A 19,126-nucleotide genomic window follows, 5' to 3' on the forward strand; every position below is an offset into this window, starting at 1 on the left:
TGGGGAGCCCATGGTCGCCTTGCACACCGCCGTCGCCATCCTCCTGGTGATCGCGCTCATCATCCGGGTGCGCATCGACCCCGTGATCTCGTTGATCCTCGGCTCGCTCTACCTCGGGCTGGCGGCCGGCGTCGGCTTCGCGGGCACGATCGAGGCGATCACGACCGGCTTCGGCGGCATCATGGCCGAGGTCGGCCTCCTCATCGGGTTCGGCGTCCTCATCGGGTCGCTGCTCCACTCCACCGGCGCGTTCCGCCGCCTGGTCGGGCTGCTGGTCCAGCGGGTGGGTCCGGGCCGGCTGCCGTACGCGCTCACCTCGATGCTCGCGGTGGTGATGCCCTCGATCTACGTCGACGTGCAGGTCGTGCTGGCCGCGCCGGTGGCGCGCTCCGCCTCGCCGTTCATCGGCAAGGTGGGTCTGCCCGTCCTGGCCTCCGCGCTCGGCTGCGGGATCTTCGCCGGCTACGTCTTCGTCATCCCGGGCCTCGCCGCGATCTCGATCGCGGGGCTGCTCGACATCCGGCTCGGCGACTGGCTCGTCTACGGCGTGGTCATCGGCCTCGTCACCGCGGTCGTGTCCACGATGCTGATGCGGCTGCTCTTCCACGCCGGCGGCTTCTGGAACGTCGCGACCGACGAGGAGCCCGACGAGGCGATGATCGAGCAGGAGGCCGCCGACCGCGCCTACCTGACCGGCGAGGCGGGCTCCTCGCAGGAGGCCCTCGCGCAGACCGAGGCGTCCGCGAGCGCCGCCGAGGCCGGTGAGGGCGTACGCCGCCTGCCGCTGCTGGTTCTCCTGCTGCCGATCCTCGTCCCGCTGCTGCTCATCGCCTTCGGCGCGTTCGCCGAGCTCGGCGGTTGGTCCACCGACGTCATCGCGTTCCTCGGCGACGCCAACGTCGCCCTCTTCATCGGCCTGCTGGGGGCCTACACCCTGTCCCGCGCCTCGGTGGGCCCGGAGCGGACCAACGAGGCGATGGAGGACGGCTTCCACACCACCGGCGAGATCCTGCTCATCACCGGCGTGGGCGGCTCGCTGGGCGCGGTCATCGAGGCGACCGGCCTCGACAAGGTGCTCGGCGACCTGTTCTCGGCCGACGCCGGCGCGCCAGTGGTGCTGAGCATCCTGCTCGCGTGGTTCATCGCGGCGGTGCTGCACCTGGCCATCGGCTCGGTCTCGGTCGCGGCGATCACCGCGGCCGGCATCATCGCGCCGGTCCTCGACTCGATCACGGTCTCCCCCATTGTCGTGGGGCTCGCCATCGCGTCGGGCGCGATGTTCGCGCTGCAGGTCAACAGCAACTTCTTCTGGATGTTCAAGTCCCTGCTGGGGCTCTCGACGAAGGGCACGCTCAAGACGCTGACGCTCGTCACCTCGGTGGCGTCGGTCGTGTCGCTGCCGCTCGTGATGGCGGCCGCGCTGGTCCTCTGACCGGGCCCTCGCCACGGGGGCGGGTATTGAGCCAGGCGCGCGGCGGAAACTCTCGGGGTCGGTCTGCCGGGTCGCGATCGACTCGAGCAGGACGACCGCGGTCGAGCCGGTCACCGGTCACCGGTCTCCGGCGTCCAGGGGGAATCGGATGACGAACGTCGTCGGGCTGTCCTCGGCCGGGGGCTGGTAGACGGCGTCGCCGCCGTGGCCCCTGGCGATCTCGCGCACGAGGTAGAGGCCCAGGCCGGTCCCGCTGGTGGCACCGGCCGTGGCGAACCGGTCGAACAGCCGTGGGACCAGCTCGTGGGGCGCGCCCCGGCCGGCGTCGGTGACCCGGAGCTCGACCTGGTCGTCGCGCACTGTCGCCGCCACGCTGAACGGCGGGGATCCGTGGCGGACGGCGTTGTCGAGCAGGTTGTCGAGCGCCTGGGCGAGGCGCACCTCGTCGGCACGGAGGACGGCCCCGTCGGGGACGTCCACCTCGACGTGGACGGCGGGGCTCGCGGCCGCCCGCCGCAGCGCGGCGCTCCGCACCAGCTCGCGGAGCGAGACGGTCTCGGCCCGGAAGTGCATGCCGCCGCCCTGCAGCTGCGAGGCCGCGGTCAGGTCGGCAGCCAGCCGGCGGAGCCGGTCCGCGCTGCTCCGGATGCCGCGGAAGAAGCGCTCGCGCTCCTCGGGGGTCATCTGCCGCTCCGACATCTGGAGGGCATGCGCACTGCCGTCGATCACGGCCGTGGGGTTCCTGAGCTCGTGTGCCGTCACGGCGAGCAGCCGCGCCTGCTCGGCCATGGCCTCCAGCCGGTTCTCGGCGTTCTCGCGCTGCTCGGTCTGGTCGCGGGTGATCTTGGCGAAACCGATGTGCCGACCGCGGTCGTCGTGGACGGGGGTGATGACGACGCTTGCCCAGAAACGGCTGCCGTCCTGGCGTACGCGCCAGCCCTCCTCGGCGAACGACCCGTCGCGCAGCGCCGCCTCGAGGTTGCGCTCGGGATGGCCGGTCAGCTGCTCCTCCTCGGGGTAGAACACCCGGAAGTGGCGCCCGACGATCTCGTTCGCCTGGTAGCCCTTGATCCGCCGCGCCCCCGCGTTCCAGCTCATCACCAGCCCCCTGGCGTCGAGCATGAACACGGCGTACTCCTCGACGGCGGCGACCAGGAGGCGGAACTTCTCCTCGGTGCGGTGCAGCTCCTCCTCGGCGGTGCGCTGGGCGGTGATGTCCTGGACCTGCGCGAAGACGTAGAGCATCTGCCCGACCGAGTCGCGGATCGGGACCAGGGTCACGCGGGCGGTGCGCACCTCGGTGGCCCAGGGCAGCCCCGGGATGGGGTGCTCGAACGTCGCCACGTTCTCCTGCGAGGTCCGCAACGTCTCGAGGTGGCGGTCCAGGACGTCGCCCAGCCCACCGGTCAGGCGGCCGTAGTCGACACCGACGAGCTCCCTCGGCTCGCACGACATCAGGTCGGCGAGGGCGTCGTTGGCCCGCACGATCGTGGCGTGCACGGTCAGGGTGGCCATGCCGATCGCTGCTCGGTCGAAGAGCTCGCGGAACCCCTCGACGTGGTCGTCGAGGATCTCCTGCTCCACCCGCGCCACGTCGACGCCCGCCTCGCGCAGCTCCTCGGGGTCCTCGTCCGGCGGGAGAGGGATGTCTGCGACGGCCTCCGCCCCCGCTCCGCGCAGGCTCCGCAGGAGCCGGTCGGGGAGCTCCTCCAGAGGGATCGACTTCTCGATGAGGTCGAGCGCGCCGAGCTCGCGGACCTCCATGGCGAGGTGGTCGCCGCTGAACCCGCTGAACATCACGACCGCTGTGTCCGGCCGCACCGCGAGGATCGACGGCAGCGTCTCGAGACCGTCCATGGCTGCCATCGAGACGTCGAGGAGCACGAGCTCCGGCTCGTGCCGGATCACCAGCTCGATGGCCTGCTCCCCGTCCGCGGCCTCACCGAGGACCTCGAACGTGCCCGAGGCTTCGAGCCGCATGCGCACCAGAGTGCGCACGTCGACCGAGTCGTCGACCAGCACCACCGACACCTTGCCGGGCTCCGCCACCTTCACGATCCTCCATCTGCCGGGCCCACCACACTCTCGCGACCCCGCAGTGTGTACCACGACTCGCCTCCTGCCGCGGTTCCCCCCACGCCCCTTCCCGATGCGCGTCGCCGACACCGAGGGACGGCTCGCTCAGTCCTCCGGGTCGTAGCCGAGGTTGGGCGAGAGCCACCGCTCGGCCTCCGCGAGGGTCCAGCCCTTGCGCTCGGCGTAGTCGGCGACCTGGTCGCGGGCCAGGCGGCCCACCACGAAGTACTGCGACTGCGGGTGGGAGTAGTAGAAGCCGCTGACCGACGCGCCTGGCCACATCGCCATCGACTCGGTGAGCCGGATGCCGGTGTGGTGCTCCACGTCGAGCAGCTCCCACAGGGTGCGCTTCTCGGTGTGCTCGGGGCACGCGGGGTAGCCGGGGGCGGGACGGATGCCGTCGTACTGCTCCTTGATCAGCCCGACGTTGTCGAGGTGCTCGTCGGGTGCGTAGCCCCAGAGCTCCTTGCGCACCCGCTCGTGGAGGCGTTCGGCGAAGGCCTCGGCGAGGCGGTCGCCCAGCGACTCGAGGAGGATCGCGCTGTAGTCGTCGAGCTCCGCGCGGTAGGCGGCGACGCGCTCGGCGAGGCCGTCGCCCGCGGTCACCGCGAACGCGCCGACGTGGTCGGGCAGGCCCGTCTCCCGGGGTGCGACGAAGTCGGCCAGGGAGCGGTTGGGCACGCCGTCGCGGTGCTCGCCCTGCTGCCGGAGCTGGTGCAGCACGGCGTGGACCTCGCTGCGGTCGCTGCCGAGGTAGAGCTCGATATCGTCGCCGACCGAGTTCGCGGGGAAGAACCCGACGACGCCGTGCGCCCGGATCCACTTCTCCTCCACGACCTGGTCGAGCATCGCCTGGGCGTCGTCGTAGAGCTTGCGGGCCGCGGGACCCGAGCTCGGGTTGTTGAGGATGTCGGGGAAGGCGCCCTTCATCTCCCACGCGTTGAAGAACGGCTGCCAGTCGATGTAGCGGCGCAGCGTGGCGAGGTCGTAGTCGCGCAGCACCCGCACGTGCTGCGCGACCGGGGTGTCGACGACCGTGGAGACGGCGTGGTCCTGCTGCAGCAGCATGTGGGGCTTGGGCGGGCGGTAGCCCGACCAGTCGATCGGCGTCGCGTTGGCCCGGGCCTGCGCGAGCGTGACGAGCGGCCGGTCGTGCTTGGCCGCGTGGCGCGCCCGCAGGGCGTCGAAGTCGGTCTGCACGTCGGCCATGAGCTTCTCGCGCTGCCCGGCGTCGAGCAGCGCGGCCGCCGTCGGCACCGACCGGGACGCGTCCTTGACCCAGACGACGGGGCCGTCGTACTTCTGGTCGATCTTGACGGCCGTGTGGGCGCGGGAGGTCGTGGCACCGCCGATGAGCAGCGGGATGTCGAGGCCGAGGCGCTGCATCTCGGCGGCGAAGTTCACCATCTCGTCGAGCGAGGGGGTGATCAGGCCGGAGAGGCCGATGATGTCGGCGTCGACCTCCTGCGCGGCGTCGAGGATCTTCTGCGCGGGCACCATGACGCCGAGGTCGATGACCTCGTAGTTGTTGCACTGCAGCACCACGCCGACGATGTTCTTGCCGATGTCGTGGACGTCGCCCTTGACCGTGGCCATGACGATCGTGCCGTTCGTGTCCTTCGCGGTGGCGAGGGCGGGGTTGTCGAGCTTCTCCTGCTCGATGAAGGGGATCAGGTAGGCGACGGCCTTCTTCATCACGCGGGCGCTCTTGACCACCTGGGGCAGGAACATCTTGCCGGCGCCGAAGAGGTCGCCGACGACGTTCATGCCGTCCATCAGCGGGCCCTCGATGACCTCGATCGGGCGGCCTCCGGCGGCGGCGATCTCGGCGCGGAGCGCCTCGGTGTCGGCCTCGACGTGCTGGTCGAGGCCCTTCACCAGGGCGTGCGTGATCCGCTCGCGCAGCGGCAGCCCGCGCCACTCGTCCTCGGCCTCCTCGACGTCGGCCGCGGCCACGTTGTAGCGCTCGGCGATCTCGAGCAGCCGCTCGGCGGCGTCGGGCCGCCGGTTGAGGACGACGTCCTCGATGCGCTCGCGGAGCTCGGCGTCGACCTCGTCGTAGACGACGAGCGCGCCGGCGTTGACGATGCCCATGTCGAGGCCGGCGCGGATGGCGTGGTAGAGGAAGACGGCGTGGATCGCCTCGCGGACGGGGTTGTTGCCCCGGAACGAGAACGAGACGTTGGAGATGCCGCCGCTCACCTTGGCGCCCGGCAGGTTCTGCTTGATCCACCGCGTCGCCTCGATGAAGTCCTCACCGTAGGTCGCGTGCTCCTCGATGCCGGTCGCGACCGCGAAGACGTTGGGGTCGAAGATGATGTCCTCGGGCGGGAACCCGACCTCCTCGACGAGGATCCGGTACGCACGCTCGCAGATCGCCTTGCGGCGCTCGAGGTTGTCGGCCTGGCCGTCCTCGTCGAAGGCCATCACCACGACGGCGGCGCCGTACTTGCGGCACAGGCGCGCGTGCTCGCGGAACGCCTCCTCGCCCTCCTTCATCGAGATGGAGTTGACGATCGCCTTGCCCTGCACGCACTTGAGGCCGGCCTCGATCACCTCCCACTTGGAGGAGTCGACCATCACCGGGACCCGGCTGATGTCGGGCTCGGCCGCGATCAGCTTGAGGAAGCGGTCCATCGCGGCGACGCCGTCGATCATGCCCTCGTCCATGTTGACGTCGATGACCTGGGCGCCGGCCTCGACCTGCTGGGCTGCGACGCCCAGCGCGGTGTCGTAGTCGCCGTCCTTGATGAGCTTGCGGAAGCGAGCTGAGCCGGTGATGTTCGTGCGCTCGCCGATGTTGACGAACAGGCTGTCCTCGGTGATCGTCAGCGGCTCGAGGCCCGAGAGCCGCATGACGGGCTCGTGGGGCACGGGCTCCCGGCGCGCCCGGCCCTCGACGGCGCCGGCGATCGCCGCGATGTGGTCGGGCGTCGTGCCGCAGCAGCCGCCGACGATGTTGAGGAAGCCGGCCTCGGCGAACTCGGCGAGGACGGCGGCGGTCTGCTCGGGCGTCTCGTCGTACTCCCCGAACGCGTTGGGCAGGCCGGCGTTCGGGTAGACGCTGACGAACGAGTCGGCCAGGCGGGAGAGCTCGGCGACGTAGGGGCGCATGTCGCGCGCGCCGAGGGCGCAGTTGAGGCCGACCGCCAGCGGGCGGGCGTGCCGGACGGAGTCCCAGAAGGCCTCGGTGACCTGGCCGGAGAGCGTACGACCCGACGCGTCGGTGATGGTGCCCGAGACGATCACCGGCCAGCGGCGTCCCTGCTCCTCGAAGAGCGTCTCGACCGCGAAGATCGCGGCCTTGGCGTTGAGGGTGTCGAAGATCGTCTCGATCATCAGCAGGTCGGCCCCGCCGTCGACGAGGCCGCGGGCCGCGACGAGGTAGGCGTCGGCCAGCTGGTCGAAGGTGACGTTGCGCGCGCCGGGGTCGTTGACGTCGGGCGAGATGGACGCCGTGCGGGTCGTGGGGCCGAGCGCGCCCGCCACCCAGCGCGGCCGCTCGTCGGTGGCCACGGCGTCCGCGGCCTGGCGGGCGAGCCGCGCCGACTCGACGTTGAGCTCGTAGGCCAGCTCCTCGAGACCGTAGTCCGCGAGCGAGATCGCGTTGGCGTTGAAGGTGTTCGTCTCGATGATGTCGGCGCCGGCGGCGAGGTAGTCCTCGTGGATCGCGCGGATCAGGGCCGGCTGCGTGAGGGTGAGCAGGTCGTTGTTGCCGACGAGGTCGCTGGGGTGGTCGGCGAACCGCTCCCCGCGGTACCCCGCCTCGTCGGGCCGGTCGCGCTGGATCGCCGTGCCCATCGCGCCGTCCAGCACCATGATCCGCTCGCGGAGGACTGCCGTCAGCGCGGCGGTGGCGTCTGGGCGGTGCTGCGGCTCCACGGCTGCGTGGCTCCTCTCGGGCTGCGGTGGGTGCCAGCCTAGGACGGGGTCCGACGCGCGGACGTGGTTCCCACATGGTGGCACCGGCGCGTCGGGCGGCGAAATCACGACGGCACGCTGGGCCGCGCGGCCTAGGCTGAGCAGGTGATCGAGTTCGACGACGTGCAGGACCTCGTCTCCCCCGTGGTGATCGCGGCGTTCGAGGGGTGGAACGACGCCGCCGACGCCGCCTCCGGGCTGGTCGACCACCTGATGGAGCAGTGGAAGGCCGAGGTGATCGGCGCGATCGACCCCGAGGAGTTCTACGACTTCCAGGTCAACCGGCCCGTCATCGGCACCGACCACAACGGGCACCGCCGGCTCACGTGGCCGACGACCCGCATCGCGGTCGCGCGGCCGGCGGAGCTCGACCGCGACGTGATCCTCGTGCGCGGCATCGAGCCGAACATGAAGTGGCGCCAGTTCTGCGCCGAGCTGCTCGCCGCGTGCGACGACCTGGGCGCGGAGCTCGTCGTGACGATGGGCGCGCTGCTCGCGGACACGCCCCACACCCGGCCGATCCCGGTCACGGGCACCGCCAGCGAGCCCGAGCTCGTCGACCGGCTCGCGCTCGAGCAGTCGACCTACGAGGGTCCGACCGGCATCGTCGGGGTCTTCAACGACGCGTGCACGCAGCTCGACATCCCCGCCGTGTCCTACTGGGCCGCGGTCCCCCACTACGTCGCGCAGCCGCCGTGCCCCAAGGCCACGCTCGCGCTGCTCGGGCAGCTCGAGGAGCTGCTGCAGGCGCCGATGCCGCTGGGCGAGCTCGCCGAGGACGCCAAGGCGTGGGAGCGCGGCGTCGACGAGCTCGCCGCGGAGGACGAGGACGTCGCCGACTACGTGCGCGCCCTCGAGGAGACCCGCGACACCGCCGACCTCCCGGAGGCCTCCGGCGAGGCGATCGCCCGCGAGTTCGAGCGCTACCTCAAGCGCCGCGACACGGACTGACCGCGCCGCCTCCCCCTTGCGGTTGGCGTACGCCGGCTCGCTCGTCGGCGATCCCGTCGGCGGTGAGTGGCGCAGGTTTCGGACCGTGGGAACGTGCGTCACGCACCGCTGGGCGCCCGGCGTACGCCGAGACGCCCGCGCGGCGGTGAGCGGCGCAGGTTTGGGCGGCGGAAACGTGCCTCACGCACCGCCCACCCGCGCGGCGGTGAGTGAGACAGGTTTCGGAGCGCGGAAACGTGCCTCACGCACCGCTGGGCGCCCGACGCACGCCGACACGCCCGTCGGCGGTGAGTGGCGCAGGTTTCGGGCGGCGGAAACGTGCCTCACGCACCGCCCACCCGCGCGGCGGTGAGTGGCGCAGGTTCCGGGCGGCGGGAACGTGCCTCACGCACCGCTTATCCGCGCGGCGTACGCCGACACACCCGCGCGGCGGTGAGTGGCGCAGGTTCCGGACCGCCGAAACCTGCCTCACGCACCGCCCGCCCGCCCGACGTACGCCGACACGCCGCCGGCGGTGAGTGGCGCAGGTTCCGAACCGCGAGAACCTGCCTCACGCACCGCCCCGTACCTACGTCAGAGCGACAGGCCCAGCGCCGCGTCGACCAGCCGGTGCACGGTCGCCGCCGCCTCGGGGTCCGAGGTGTCCGCGAGGCCATGGGTGCCGAGGGTGGCCTCGACCCAGTCCTGGACGGCCGCCACGGCGGTGGGCGCGTCGAGGTCGGAGGCGAGGGCGGCGAGGACGCGCTCGACCACCGGCGCGGCGGGCGCCCCGGCGCCGAGCGCGAGGGCGCGACGCCAGTCTTCGAGGGTGTCGACGGCGTCCCAGAGCTGGTCGTCGGTCCACTCCCAGTCGCTGCGGTAGTGGTGGCGCAGCAGCACGAGGCGGATCGCCATGGGGTCGACCTCGCTCATCCGCAGCGCGGAGACGAAGACGAGGTTGCCCTTGGACTTCGACATCTTCTCGCCGTCGTAGGCCACCATCCCGGCGTGGGCGTAGGCCCGCGCGAACGGCACCCCCGGCTCGGCGACCTGCGCGTGCCCGGCCCCCATCTCGTGGTGCGGGAAGACCAGGTCGCTGCCGCCGCCCTGGACGTCGAACGACGCGCCGAGGTGCTCGAGGGCGATCGCGGTGCACTCGACGTGCCAGCCCGGGCGTCCGGGACCGAACGGGCTCGGCCACGACGGCTCGCCGTCGCGCGCGCCGCGCCACACCACGCAGTCGAGCGGGTCCTTCTTGCCCTCACGGTCGGGGTCGCCGCCGCGCTCGCCGAAGATGTCCAGCATCTGCGCACGCTCCCACCCCGACACCTCGCCGAACGCGGGGTCCGCGGTGACGGAGTAGTAGAGGTCGGTGTCGACCTGGTAGATCGCGCCTGCCGCCTGGAGGCGCTCGATCACCGCGATCGCCAGCGGGATCGACTCCACCGCGCCGATGTAGTGGGCCGGCGGCAGGACGCGCAGGGCCTCCATGTCGTCGCGGAACAGCTGGGTCTCGCGCTGGGCGAGCTCGGCCCAGTCGACCTTGACCTTCTCGGCCCGCTCGAGCAGCGGGTCGTCGACGTCGGTGACGTTCTGCACGTAGGTCACCTCGTGGCCGGCGTTGCGCCAGGCGCGGTTGAGCAGGTCGAAGGCGACGTACGTCGCCGCGTGGCCCATGTGGGTCGCGTCGTAGGGCGTGATCCCGCAGACGTACATCCGCGCCGGACCCTCCGGACGGGTCTCCACCAGGGCGCCGGTCGCGGTGTCGTGCACCCGCACGACGGGGCCCGTCACGGGCAGGGTGGGAACGTCGGGGGACGACCAGGCGCGCATGTCGCGCAGCCTATCGGCCGGCCGTCGAGCGCCGTGCCCGCGCACCTCGGTGGGCGCGGTCCGGCATCAGAACGGCGGCCAGGGGATGACGGGGTACGCCGACGACGCAGGCGCGGGAAACTCGCCGCGGGCCAGCAGGCGGGCGACGCGCCGCCGCGTGGTGGCGACCTCGTCGTCGGTGAGCGAGGCCGCGAGCGTGGCGCCCAGCTCGGCGTCGAGGGCGGCGGCGAGCCGGCGCAGCGCCCGGTCCTCGTCGGCGGAGATCGGCTCGCCGACGAACCCCCAGAGCACGGTGCGCAGCTTGTGCTCGACGTGGAACGTCAGGCCGTGGTCGACGCCGTGGCGGTGCCCGTCGGCCATCGGCAGGACGTGCCCGCCCTTGCGGTCGGCGTTGTTGACCACCACGTCGAAGAGCGCCATCCGCCGCAGCGCTGCGGAGTCCTCGTGCACCAGCGAGACGGGCTGGTCGTGGGCGTCGAGCCCGTCGAAGACGTGGCGGTAGCCCGCCGGGACCTCACCCTCGGCGACGATGTCGACCGGCGCCTGGTCCTCGACCTCGTCGCGCCACAGCTGCACCATCCCGGGCCCGTGCGGCCCGTCGCCGAGCACGGTCGGCGGGACGATGTCCCAGCCCAGCGCCTGCGAGACGGCGTACGACCCCACCTCGCGCGCGGCGAGGGTGCCGTCGGGGAAGTCCCACAGCGGCCGCTCCCCCGCGATCGGCTTGTAGACCACCCGCACGCCGCCGAGCTCGCCGACGAACGTGGCGTTGGAGGCGGGCAGCACGCGACCGTGGAGCGTGAGCGTGCCGGTCGGGAAGCCGTCCGGCAGCGCCTCCGGGGAGGGGTGGTCAGGGATCACGGCGCCGGAAGCCGTTCGCCCGCACGCACAGGTGGCCGTCGGGGTCGATCGGCTCGCCGCAGAAGGGGCAGTCGGGGCGTCCGGCCTCGACGACCGACCGCGCCCGCTCGACGAAGGAGCGGGCCGCTGCCGCGGTGATGCGCACGAGGAAGATCTCCTCCGGCTCCGGCTCGAGGAGGTCCTCGAGGTCCTCCTGGAGCTGCTCGGGGGACACCACGGCGGCCTCGGTGAAGGGGAACACCTCGATCACCACGCGCTCGTCGGTGCCGTCCCACGACAGCGTCATCGTGCCGGCCCGGAACTCCTCCTCGATCGGCTGCTCCAGCGGCTGGGCGTCGACGAGGTCGCGCGGCGCGATGGCCGGGATGAGCACCTCGTCGCCGGCGGCGCGCATCAGCTCGTCGAGGAGCTCGTCGATGCGCTCCGCCAGGGCCTGCACCTGCTGCTTCTCCAGCGAGACGCTCACGAGCCGCGTGCCCTCGCGCGCCTGGAGGAAGAAGGTGCGCGAGCCGGGCTCGCCAACGGTGCCGGCGACGAAGCGCTCGGGCGGGTCGAAGCGGTGCACGACGGGCATGTGACTCACCCTAGGACCCTGCTGTCTGAGGCCCGGCCCCTCCACCCACCTCGGCGTCCGCGCGGCGCGCGCGGGACGTGCGGCGCGGCTTGCGCGGCGGCGTGAGCCAGGCCAGGTCACCGCCGTGGGTGTTCGTGCCGAGCACGAAGGGACGCGTCTCGGTGTAGCGCACGACCGACACCGACGCGGGGTCGACGTAGATGCGCTGGAAGAGGTCGAGGTGGGTCCCGAGGGCGTCGGCCAGGACCGACTTGATGACGTCGCCGTGGCTGACCGCGAGCCACACGGCGTCGTCGCCGTGCTCCGACGCGACGCGCGCGTCGTGGCGGCGGATGGCGGCCACGGCGCGGTCCTGCATGGCCCGCATGGACTCCCCGCCCGGGAAGGTCGCCGCCGACGGCTGCGCCTGCACGGTGCGCCAGAGCTTCTCCTTGGCCAGCTCCTTCAGCGGCCGGCCCTGCCACTCGCCGTAGTCGCACTCGGTGAGCTGCTTGTCGGTGCCGGCCCGCAGCGGCGCGGCCTGCCGGGAGGTGATCTCCCTGGCGGTCTCCCGGCACCGCTCGAGCGGGCTCGTGACGGCCGCGGCGAGACGTACGCCCGCCAGCCGCTCCCCGACCGCGACGGCCTGTGCGACGCCGGCCTCGTCGAGGTGGACCCCGGCGAGCCGGCCGGCCAGGACACCCGTCGCGTTGGCCGTGGAGCGCCCGTGGCGGACGAGGATGACGGTGGGCACGACGACGACCCTAGTGGGACTAGCCTGAGCGCCGTGATCGTCGACAACGCGCTCTACCGCGACGGCAGGCGGGTCCCCGTGCGCGAGGGCGACGACCAGAGCCTCGGCCACACCCGCGTGCCCTGCGAGGCGGGCGACTTCCAGTGGATCGGCATCCACGACCCCACCGCCGAGGAGCTGCGGCTGATCGCGGAGACGTTCGACCTGCACCCGCTGGCCGTGGAGGACGCCGGGGACTCCCACCAGCGGCCGAAGCTCGAGCACTACGGCGACACGCTGTTCCTGGTGCTCAAGACGCTCTGGTACGTCGACGAGGAGGACGCGGTCGAGACCGGCGAGATCAACCTGTTCGTCGGCGACGACTTCGTGGTGACCGTCCGCCACGGCGAGGGCATCGACCTCGCGTCGGCCCGCCGCGACCTCGAGCACCGGGCGAAGGTGCTCGAACACGGCCCGATGGCCGTCATGTACGCCATCTGCGACCGCGTGGTGGACGAGTACGAGAAGGTCGGCGCCTCGCTGGAGGTGGACGTCGACGAGGTGGAGGAGTCGGTCTTCTCCCCCGCCCGCACCGACGACTCGAACCGCATCTACGTCCTCAAGCGCGAGATCGCGGAGGTCCGCCGGGCGGTGATGCCGCTGCGCGAGCCGATGCGGCGCTTCGCGCACGGCGCCGACGACCGCGTCACCGCGCACACCGCGACGTACTTCCGCGACGTCGCCGATCACCTCCAGCGGGTCTCGGAGGTCATCGACAACCTCGACCAGCTGCTCTCGACGGCGTTCGACGCCCAGGTGGCGCGCATCTCGGTGCAGCAGAACGAGGACATGCGCAAGATCTCGGCCGGTGCGGCGCTGGTCGTCGTGCCGACGCTGATCGCCGGGATCTACGGCATGAACTTCGACCACATGCCCGAGCTGCACTGGACCTACGGCTATCCCTTCGCCGTCGGGCTGATGGCGGGGGTCGCCGCAGCCCTGTTCGCCTGGTTCAAGAGGTCCGGCTGGCTGTGAGCCGGCCCGCGACGGCCCCCACCGCCTGGCGGGTCGTGTGGTGGTTCGGCTTCGTCAGCCTGGCCGCCGACATGGTCTACGAGGGCGCCCGGTCGGTCTACGGCCCGGTGCTGGCCGCACTCGGCGCGTCCGCGGTGGTCGTCGGGCTGGTCACCGGTGCCGGAGAGGCGGTCGCGCTCGTGCTGCGCCTGGCGTTCGGGCCGCTCGCCGACCGCACCGGCCGCCACTGGACGCTGACGATCCTCGGCTACGGCCTCACCGCGGTCTGCGTGCCGCTCCTCGCGCTGGCGCCCCGGCTCGGGGCGGCGGGGCTGGCGTTCGCGGTGACGATGATCCTGCTGGAGCGGCTCGGCAAGGCGGTGCGGTCGCCGTCGAAGTCGGCCCTGCTGGCGCACGTGGCGGCCGCGGTGGGGCGCGGCCGCGGCTTCGGGGTGCACAAGGCGCTCGACCAGGTCGGCGCGTTCGCCGGCCCGCTCGTGGTGTCCGGCGCCGCGGCGGTGGCGTCGCTGTGGTGGGGCCTGGCGGTGCTGGCCGTGCCGGGCGCCGTCGCGATGCTGCTCCTGCTCGCGCTGCGCCGCCGTGTCCCGGACCCGGCCGCCTACGACGCGCGCCCGCCCGCCCCGGACGACGCGCCGGCGATCCCGCGCGGCTGGTGGGCCGAGGCGGTGGGTGCCGGGCTGTCGCCCGACTTCTTCCGCTACGCCCTCGCCGCGTCGCTGACCACCGGCGGGCTGGTGACGTGGGGCGTCATCGGCTACCACGTCACGGTGGACGGGCTGCTGCCCGTGGCCGCGGTGCCGTTGCTGTACGCCGCCGCGATGGCGGTCGAGGCCGTCGCGGCGCTCGCGGTGGGCGCTGCCTACGACCGGACCGGCGCCCGGGTGCTGCTGGTGGTGCCCGTGCTCGTCGGCCTCGTGCCGGCCCTCGCGCTGGGCTCGACGCTGGCGGCGGTCCTCGCGGGCGTGGTGGCCTGGGGGATCGCGCAGGGAGTCCAGGACTCCACCGTCAACGCGGTGGTGGCCGACCTGGTCGACGCGCCGCGCCGCGCGACGGCGTACGGCGTGTTCGCCGGCGTGCAGGGTCTGCTGGCGGTGGTGGGTGGCGTCGCGGCCGGATGGCTCTACGAGCGCTCCCTGCTCGCGCTCGTCGTGGTGGTGGCGCTCAGCCAGGTCGTGGCGCTCGGGCTCCTGGTCGACACGTTCAGGCGGTCAGCACCCCGGCGCCGAGCAGGATGAGGGTGCCCGCGCCGAGCAGGATGCGGTAGACGACGAACGGCGTGTAGGACCTCGTGCTGACGTAGCGCAGCAGCCAGGCGATGGCGGCGTAGCCGACGACGAACGAGACGACCGTCGCGGTGATCGTGGGCCCCCACCCGAAGTCGTTGTGCCCGTGCGGGATCTCCTTGAGCTCGAAGAGCCCGGCGCCGACGACCGCGGGGATGGCGAGCAGGAACGCGAAGCGGGTGGCCGCCTCGCGCTCGAAGCCGAGGAACCGACCCATCGAGATGGTCGCCCCGGAGCGCGAGACGCCGGGGACGAGCGCGAGCGCCTGCGCCGCGCCCATCAGCACCGCGTCCCTCAACGTCAGCCTGCCCAGCGGCCGGTCGGTGCGGCCCACCCGGTCGGCGACGCCCAGCACCACGCCCATCACGACCAGCGTGCAGCCGATGATCCACAGGTTGCGGAAGTCGCGCTCGATGACGTCCTTGAGCAGGACGCCGAGCACCACGATCGGCAGCGAGCCGACGATGATGAACCAGCCCATGCGGGCGTCGAACGTCCCGCGGTGCTCGGCCCGGAACAGCGAGCGCAGCCAGGCGCTGCCGATGCGCCAGATGTCCTTGCGGAAGTAGATCAGCACGGCGAGCTCGGTGCCGATCTGGATGACGGCAGTGAAGGCAGCACCGGGGTCGCCCCACCCGAAGAGCTCGGGGAAGATCCGCAGGTGCGCGCTGCTGGAGATCGGCAGGAACTCGGTGAGTCCCTGGATGATCCCGAGGACCACGGCTTTCAGGAGATCCGTCACGGGGGCTGAGCCTACGGGCGAGTCCCTGCTCGTCCCTGCAGCACCCGTGGCTACCCTCACCACCATGCAGCAGCGTTCCCTCGGCGCGACCGGGCTCAAGGTCTCGCGGCTCGGCCTGGGCACCATGACCTGGGGCCGCGACACCGACGAGCACGAGGCGCGTGACCAGCTGGTCGCGTTCGCCGAGGCCGGCGGCACCCTCCTCGACACCGCTGCCGGCTACGGCGACGGCGCCAGCGAGGAGCTGATCGGGACCCTGATCGGCGACGTCGTGGCTCGCGACGAGGTCGTGCTGGCGACCAAGGCGGGCATCTCGCGACGCACCGGTGAGCGGGTGACGAACACCTCGCGCGGACACCTGTTGCGCACGCTCGACGCCTCCCTGGCGCGGCTCGGGGTCGACCACGTCGACCTCTGGCAGGTCCACGTGTGGACCGACGAGGCCCCCCTCGAGGAGACGCTGCAGGCCCTCGACCTGGCCGTGACCTCCGGCCGGGCCGCCTACGTGGGCATCTCCAACTACTCGGGCTGGCAGACCGCGCAGGCAGCCACCTGGCAGCGCGCGGTGCCCGGCCGCACGCCGCTGGCGTCCACCCAGGTCGAGTACTCCCTGCTCAACCGCCACGTCGAGCAGGAGGTCGTCCCCGCGGCCCGCGCGCTCGGGCTCGGCGTCCTGCCGTGGTCGCCGCTCGGCCGCGGGGTGCTGACCGGCAAGTACCGCACGGGCACCCCCTCGGACTCGCGCGCCGCCAACGAGCACTTCGCCCGGTTCGTCGGCGTCTACCTCGACGAGCGGGGACGCGGCATCGTGGAGGCGGTCGCCCGCGCCGCCGACGGGCTCGGGTGGTCCCCGCTCGAGGTGTCGCTCGCCTGGGTGCGCGACCGGCCGGGCGTCACCGCGCCGATCATCGGCGCCCGGACCGCGGCCCAGCTCGACGGCGTGCTCGGCGTGGAGCAGCTGACCCTGCCCCGCGAGATCGTGGACGCCCTCGACGACGTGTCCGCGGACTGACCCGCAGCAGCCGGACGAGACCCGACCCGAGCAGACCCGACCAGACCGAGCAGACTCGAGCAGGCAGGAGGCACCATGGCCAGGATCCAGCGTCGCCCACCCGGACGCGGTGTGGAGTGGGAGTTCGAGACCCTCGTGCTGCCCAAGGACTTCTCCCGCAACGTCGTGACCCGGATGCTGGTCGAGCGCGCCGAGCACGGAGGCTGGGAGCTCGACCGGCTCCGCATCGGCAACGACGGCAAGCGCCGTGTCGTCCTGCGCCGCAAGATCATCCGCCAGCGGCTCACCCTGTTCGCCGGCTGACGCCGTACGCGCCAGTACGCGGCCAGGACGCCCGCCGCCCGGATCGTGGAGCTCCCGGGTCACCCGGCGGCACGGATCCTCCACCGTCCTCGTCGGTCCGCATCGGTCCGCGTCGGACCTCGTGCGGCTGACGCCTACCAGCCGGTGGTCCCGGGCCCTCCCTTGAACGGGCCGGTGACCCGCGAGGTGATCCAGCCGCCGTAGAAGCCGCCGGGCTGCGGCTCGACGACCTCGCCGTCGACGGTGCAGCGGTCCACGCGTCCGGGATAGAGGGCGACGTGGTCGACGAGCCGCTCGAAGCCCTGCGAGGGCGTGGGGTACGTCCACGCGACGGCCGCCAGCACCTCGTCGCCCACCACGAGGTCGAGGTAGGCCGCCCGGCCCTTCCACTCGCACCACGAGGCACCCCGGGCGGGACGGAGGACGTCCGCGGCGAAGGCGTCGCGCGGCAGGTAGTACGTCGGCGGGTGGCTTGTCTCCAGCACGCGCAGCGCCGCCGTGGTGTCGGCGACCACCACGCCGGCGTGACTGACGACGACGTGCTCGCCGGTCGGCTCGACCCGCGGCGGGCGCGGGTAGTCCCAGACGGACTCGGTCACGTCGGCTCCTCCCCCGGCCGGTACGCGCGGACCTCCCGGCGCGCGTCCGGGTGCCGGCGCCGGTGGTCCTCGACGCAGACGCGCTCCCGGGGCCGGTCGTGGCGGTGCGCGAGGTCCATCAGCCGGCGACCGACTCGGCGCGCTCGCGCAGCGCGGCCACCATGGCGTCGGGGTCGTCGGCGGAGTAGACCGCGGACCCGGCCACGAAGACGTCCGCCCCCGCCTCGGCGCACCGCTCGATCGTCTCCAGGGAGACGCCGCCGTCGACCTGGAGCCAGGTCTCGACGCCGTGCTTGCGCATCAGCTCGCGGGCCGTGCGGATCTTCGGCAGGCAGAGGTCGAGGAACTTTTGGCCGCCGAAGCCCGGCTCGACGGTCATGACGAGCACCATGTCGAGCTCGGCGAGCAGGGCCTCGTAGGGCTCGATCGGGGTCGCCGGCTTCAGCGCCATCGACGCCCGGGCGCCCTGCGCGCGGATCTCGCGGGCCAGCCGGACCGGCGCCCTCGCCGCCTCGGCGTGGAACGTGACCGAGCCGCAGCCGGCCTCGGCGTACGCCGGAGCCCACCGGTCGGCGTCCTCGATCATCAGGTGCGCGTCGATCGGCTGGGACGCGTGCCTGACGAGCGCCTCGACCACGGGGAGCCCGAGCGTCAGGTTGGGCACGAAGTGGTTGTCCATCACGTCGACGTGCACCCAGTCGGCGCTGGGGATGCGCGCGACCTCGTCGGCCAGCCGCGACAGGTCGGCGTTGAGGATGCTCGGCGTGATCTGGATGCCCACGCACCGATCCTAGGGACTGGCCCCCTCACGCCCGGGGGTGCCGTCCATCCGCGCGGCACGGCTGCCGGCCGGCACGACGACGTGCAGGGCGTTGCGGTCGACCTCGAAGGTGGCCGGGGTCGTGGCGGCGATCTCGCCGTCGAGGTTCACCGGCAGCGGCTCGTCCGTGACGAGCCGGAGCCGGCGGGCGGTCACGTGGTGCACCCGTTCGTGCTCGACCAGGTGGCCGGTGCGGAGCAGGCGGGCCACCGACACGTGGTCGAGCAGCCGGCCCTGCTCCACGGCGTACACGTCGAGCAGGTGGTCGTCGATCGAGGCGTGCGGGGCGACGGTGAGCCCGCCGCCGTAGTGGCGGCCGTTGCCGATCGCGACCTGCATCAGGTCGCGGAGCTTGAGCACGGTGCCGTCGTCGAGCTCGAGGCGGGCGGCGAACGGCCGGTGCGAGCGGTACGCCGCGAGCGTGGCGGCGGGGTAGGCGAAGCGGCCCAGCCGCCGCTTGAGGCCCGGGGTCAGGCGCTGCGTCACCGCGACCGACAGTCCCACGGAGGCGACGTTGAGGTAGGCACGGCCGTCCACGCGACCCAGGTCGACGTCGACGACGCGCCCGTGGACCAGCGTGTCCACGGCTGCGGCGAGCTGCGTCGGGATCTCCAGCGTGCGGGCGAAGTCGTTGGCCGTCCCGAGCGGCAGGACGCCGAGCGTGGTGGGGGTGTGGGCGACCATCTCGGCGGCGGCGCCGATGGTGCCGTCGCCCCCGCCGACGACGAGGAGGTCGGGCTCGGACCGGGCGGCAGCCGACAGCGCGTCGAGCAGCTGCGTGCCGCCGTGGACGGCCCGCACCGTGACCTCGTCGGCCACCGGACGCAGCGCGGCCTCCAGGAGCGGCAGCAGCCGCGCGCCGGTGCGCGCCGCGGTGTTGACGACGACGGCGACGCGGTCGGTCCTGGGCTCGGCGGGCGTGTCCTCCTGCATGGCCCCGAGGCTAGGCCGGACGGGTGAGAGGAGTCTGAGGCCCGCCTGTGCGCGGCCTGT

Annotated in this window: 16 protein-coding genes; 6 read left to right on the plus strand and 10 right to left on the minus strand. The window is 72.8% G+C overall.

What is annotated here, in order from left to right; all coding sequences use genetic code 11:
• Window positions 1-10: 10 nt before the first annotated feature.
• Window positions 11-1,432 (plus strand): GntP family permease, encoded by a 1,422-nt coding sequence (locus tag J3P38_RS11610; protein ID WP_210503751.1) that lies wholly within the window; start codon window positions 11-13, stop codon window positions 1,430-1,432.
• A gap of 117 nt (window positions 1,433-1,549) precedes the next feature.
• Here the strand turns inward: J3P38_RS11610 and J3P38_RS11615 are convergent, their stop codons facing one another.
• Together J3P38_RS11615 and metH are read right to left on the minus strand one after the other, a co-directional pair.
• Window positions 1,550-3,481 (minus strand): PAS domain S-box protein, encoded by a 1,932-nt coding sequence (locus J3P38_RS11615; RefSeq protein ID WP_307807870.1) that lies wholly within the window; start codon window positions 3,479-3,481, stop codon window positions 1,550-1,552.
• A gap of 132 nt (window positions 3,482-3,613) precedes the next feature.
• Window positions 3,614-7,327, minus strand: a complete 3,714-nt coding sequence (metH, locus tag J3P38_RS11620; RefSeq protein WP_210504028.1) for a methionine synthase — start codon at window positions 7,325-7,327, stop codon at window positions 3,614-3,616.
• Between the two features lie 207 nt (window positions 7,328-7,534).
• On the opposite strand from metH, the gene J3P38_RS11625 reads away from it, so the two are divergent.
• Window positions 7,535-8,380, plus strand: coding sequence for a PAC2 family protein (locus tag J3P38_RS11625; protein ID WP_210503752.1), 846 nt, complete (start codon window positions 7,535-7,537; stop codon window positions 8,378-8,380).
• 573 nt (window positions 8,381-8,953) lie between these two features.
• Here J3P38_RS11625 and mshC read toward each other — a convergent pair.
• The 4 genes from mshC to J3P38_RS11645 form a co-directional block, all read right to left on the minus strand.
• The gene (mshC, locus tag J3P38_RS11630; protein WP_210503753.1) at window positions 8,954-10,192 is read right to left on the minus strand and encodes a cysteine--1-D-myo-inosityl 2-amino-2-deoxy-alpha-D-glucopyranoside ligase; all 1,239 of its coding nucleotides are present in this window, start codon (window positions 10,190-10,192) and stop codon (window positions 8,954-8,956) included.
• A 66-nt stretch (window positions 10,193-10,258) separates the two neighbouring features.
• A complete protein-coding gene (locus J3P38_RS11635; protein ID WP_307807872.1) occupies window positions 10,259-11,053 on the minus strand; it encodes an SCO1664 family protein in 795 nt (264 codons plus the stop codon).
• Window positions 11,043-11,627, minus strand: coding sequence for a DUF3090 domain-containing protein (locus J3P38_RS11640; protein ID WP_210440956.1), 585 nt, complete (start codon window positions 11,625-11,627; stop codon window positions 11,043-11,045). Before J3P38_RS11640 ends, J3P38_RS11635 begins: the two co-directional genes overlap by 11 nt.
• 10 nt (window positions 11,628-11,637) lie before the next feature.
• Window positions 11,638-12,360, minus strand: a complete 723-nt coding sequence (locus J3P38_RS11645) for a histidine phosphatase family protein (RefSeq protein ID WP_210503754.1) — start codon at window positions 12,358-12,360, stop codon at window positions 11,638-11,640.
• A gap of 33 nt (window positions 12,361-12,393) precedes the next feature.
• On the opposite strand from J3P38_RS11645, the gene corA reads away from it, so the two are divergent.
• Both corA and J3P38_RS11655 read left to right on the plus strand, forming a co-directional pair.
• Window positions 12,394-13,374: a magnesium/cobalt transporter CorA gene (corA, locus tag J3P38_RS11650; RefSeq protein WP_210503755.1), complete on the plus strand. Its 981-nt coding sequence runs from the start codon at window positions 12,394-12,396 to the stop codon at window positions 13,372-13,374.
• Window positions 13,371-14,609: an MFS transporter gene (locus tag J3P38_RS11655; RefSeq protein WP_307807873.1), complete on the plus strand. Its 1,239-nt coding sequence runs from the start codon at window positions 13,371-13,373 to the stop codon at window positions 14,607-14,609. The genes corA and J3P38_RS11655 overlap by 4 nt, the downstream gene beginning before the upstream one ends.
• Here J3P38_RS11655 and J3P38_RS11660 read toward each other — a convergent pair.
• On the minus strand, window positions 14,575-15,399 hold the full coding sequence (locus J3P38_RS11660; protein WP_307807874.1) for an undecaprenyl-diphosphate phosphatase: 825 nt from the start codon (window positions 15,397-15,399) through the stop codon (window positions 14,575-14,577). The two genes, J3P38_RS11655 and J3P38_RS11660, sit on opposite strands and share 35 nt — an antisense overlap.
• A 64-nt stretch (window positions 15,400-15,463) precedes the next feature.
• Between J3P38_RS11660 and J3P38_RS11665 the strand changes: the two genes are divergently transcribed.
• A complete protein-coding gene (locus tag J3P38_RS11665; protein ID WP_210503757.1) occupies window positions 15,464-16,411 on the plus strand; it encodes an aldo/keto reductase in 948 nt (315 codons plus the stop codon).
• A gap of 75 nt (window positions 16,412-16,486) precedes the next feature.
• Window positions 16,487-16,714: a DUF5703 family protein gene (locus J3P38_RS11670; protein WP_210440961.1), complete on the plus strand. Its 228-nt coding sequence runs from the start codon at window positions 16,487-16,489 to the stop codon at window positions 16,712-16,714.
• Between the two features lie 134 nt (window positions 16,715-16,848).
• Here J3P38_RS11670 and J3P38_RS18145 read toward each other — a convergent pair whose 3' ends face one another.
• The 3 genes from J3P38_RS18145 to J3P38_RS11685 all read right to left on the minus strand — a co-directional run bounded on the left by J3P38_RS18145 (window position 16,849) and on the right by J3P38_RS11685 (window position 19,066).
• Window positions 16,849-17,313: a DUF427 domain-containing protein gene (locus J3P38_RS18145; RefSeq protein WP_210503758.1), complete on the minus strand. Its 465-nt coding sequence runs from the start codon at window positions 17,311-17,313 to the stop codon at window positions 16,849-16,851.
• 118 nt (window positions 17,314-17,431) lie between these two features.
• Window positions 17,432-18,094: a ribulose-phosphate 3-epimerase gene (gene rpe, locus J3P38_RS11680; protein WP_210440963.1), complete on the minus strand. Its 663-nt coding sequence runs from the start codon at window positions 18,092-18,094 to the stop codon at window positions 17,432-17,434.
• A gap of 9 nt (window positions 18,095-18,103) precedes the next feature.
• Window positions 18,104-19,066: a lipid kinase gene (locus J3P38_RS11685; protein WP_210503759.1), complete on the minus strand. Its 963-nt coding sequence runs from the start codon at window positions 19,064-19,066 to the stop codon at window positions 18,104-18,106.
• Window positions 19,067-19,126 lie beyond the last annotated feature (60 nt).

It is taken from the genome of Nocardioides xinjiangensis, from assembly GCF_017916455.1.
Classification (GTDB): Bacteria; Actinomycetota; Actinomycetes; order Propionibacteriales; family Nocardioidaceae; genus Nocardioides; species Nocardioides xinjiangensis.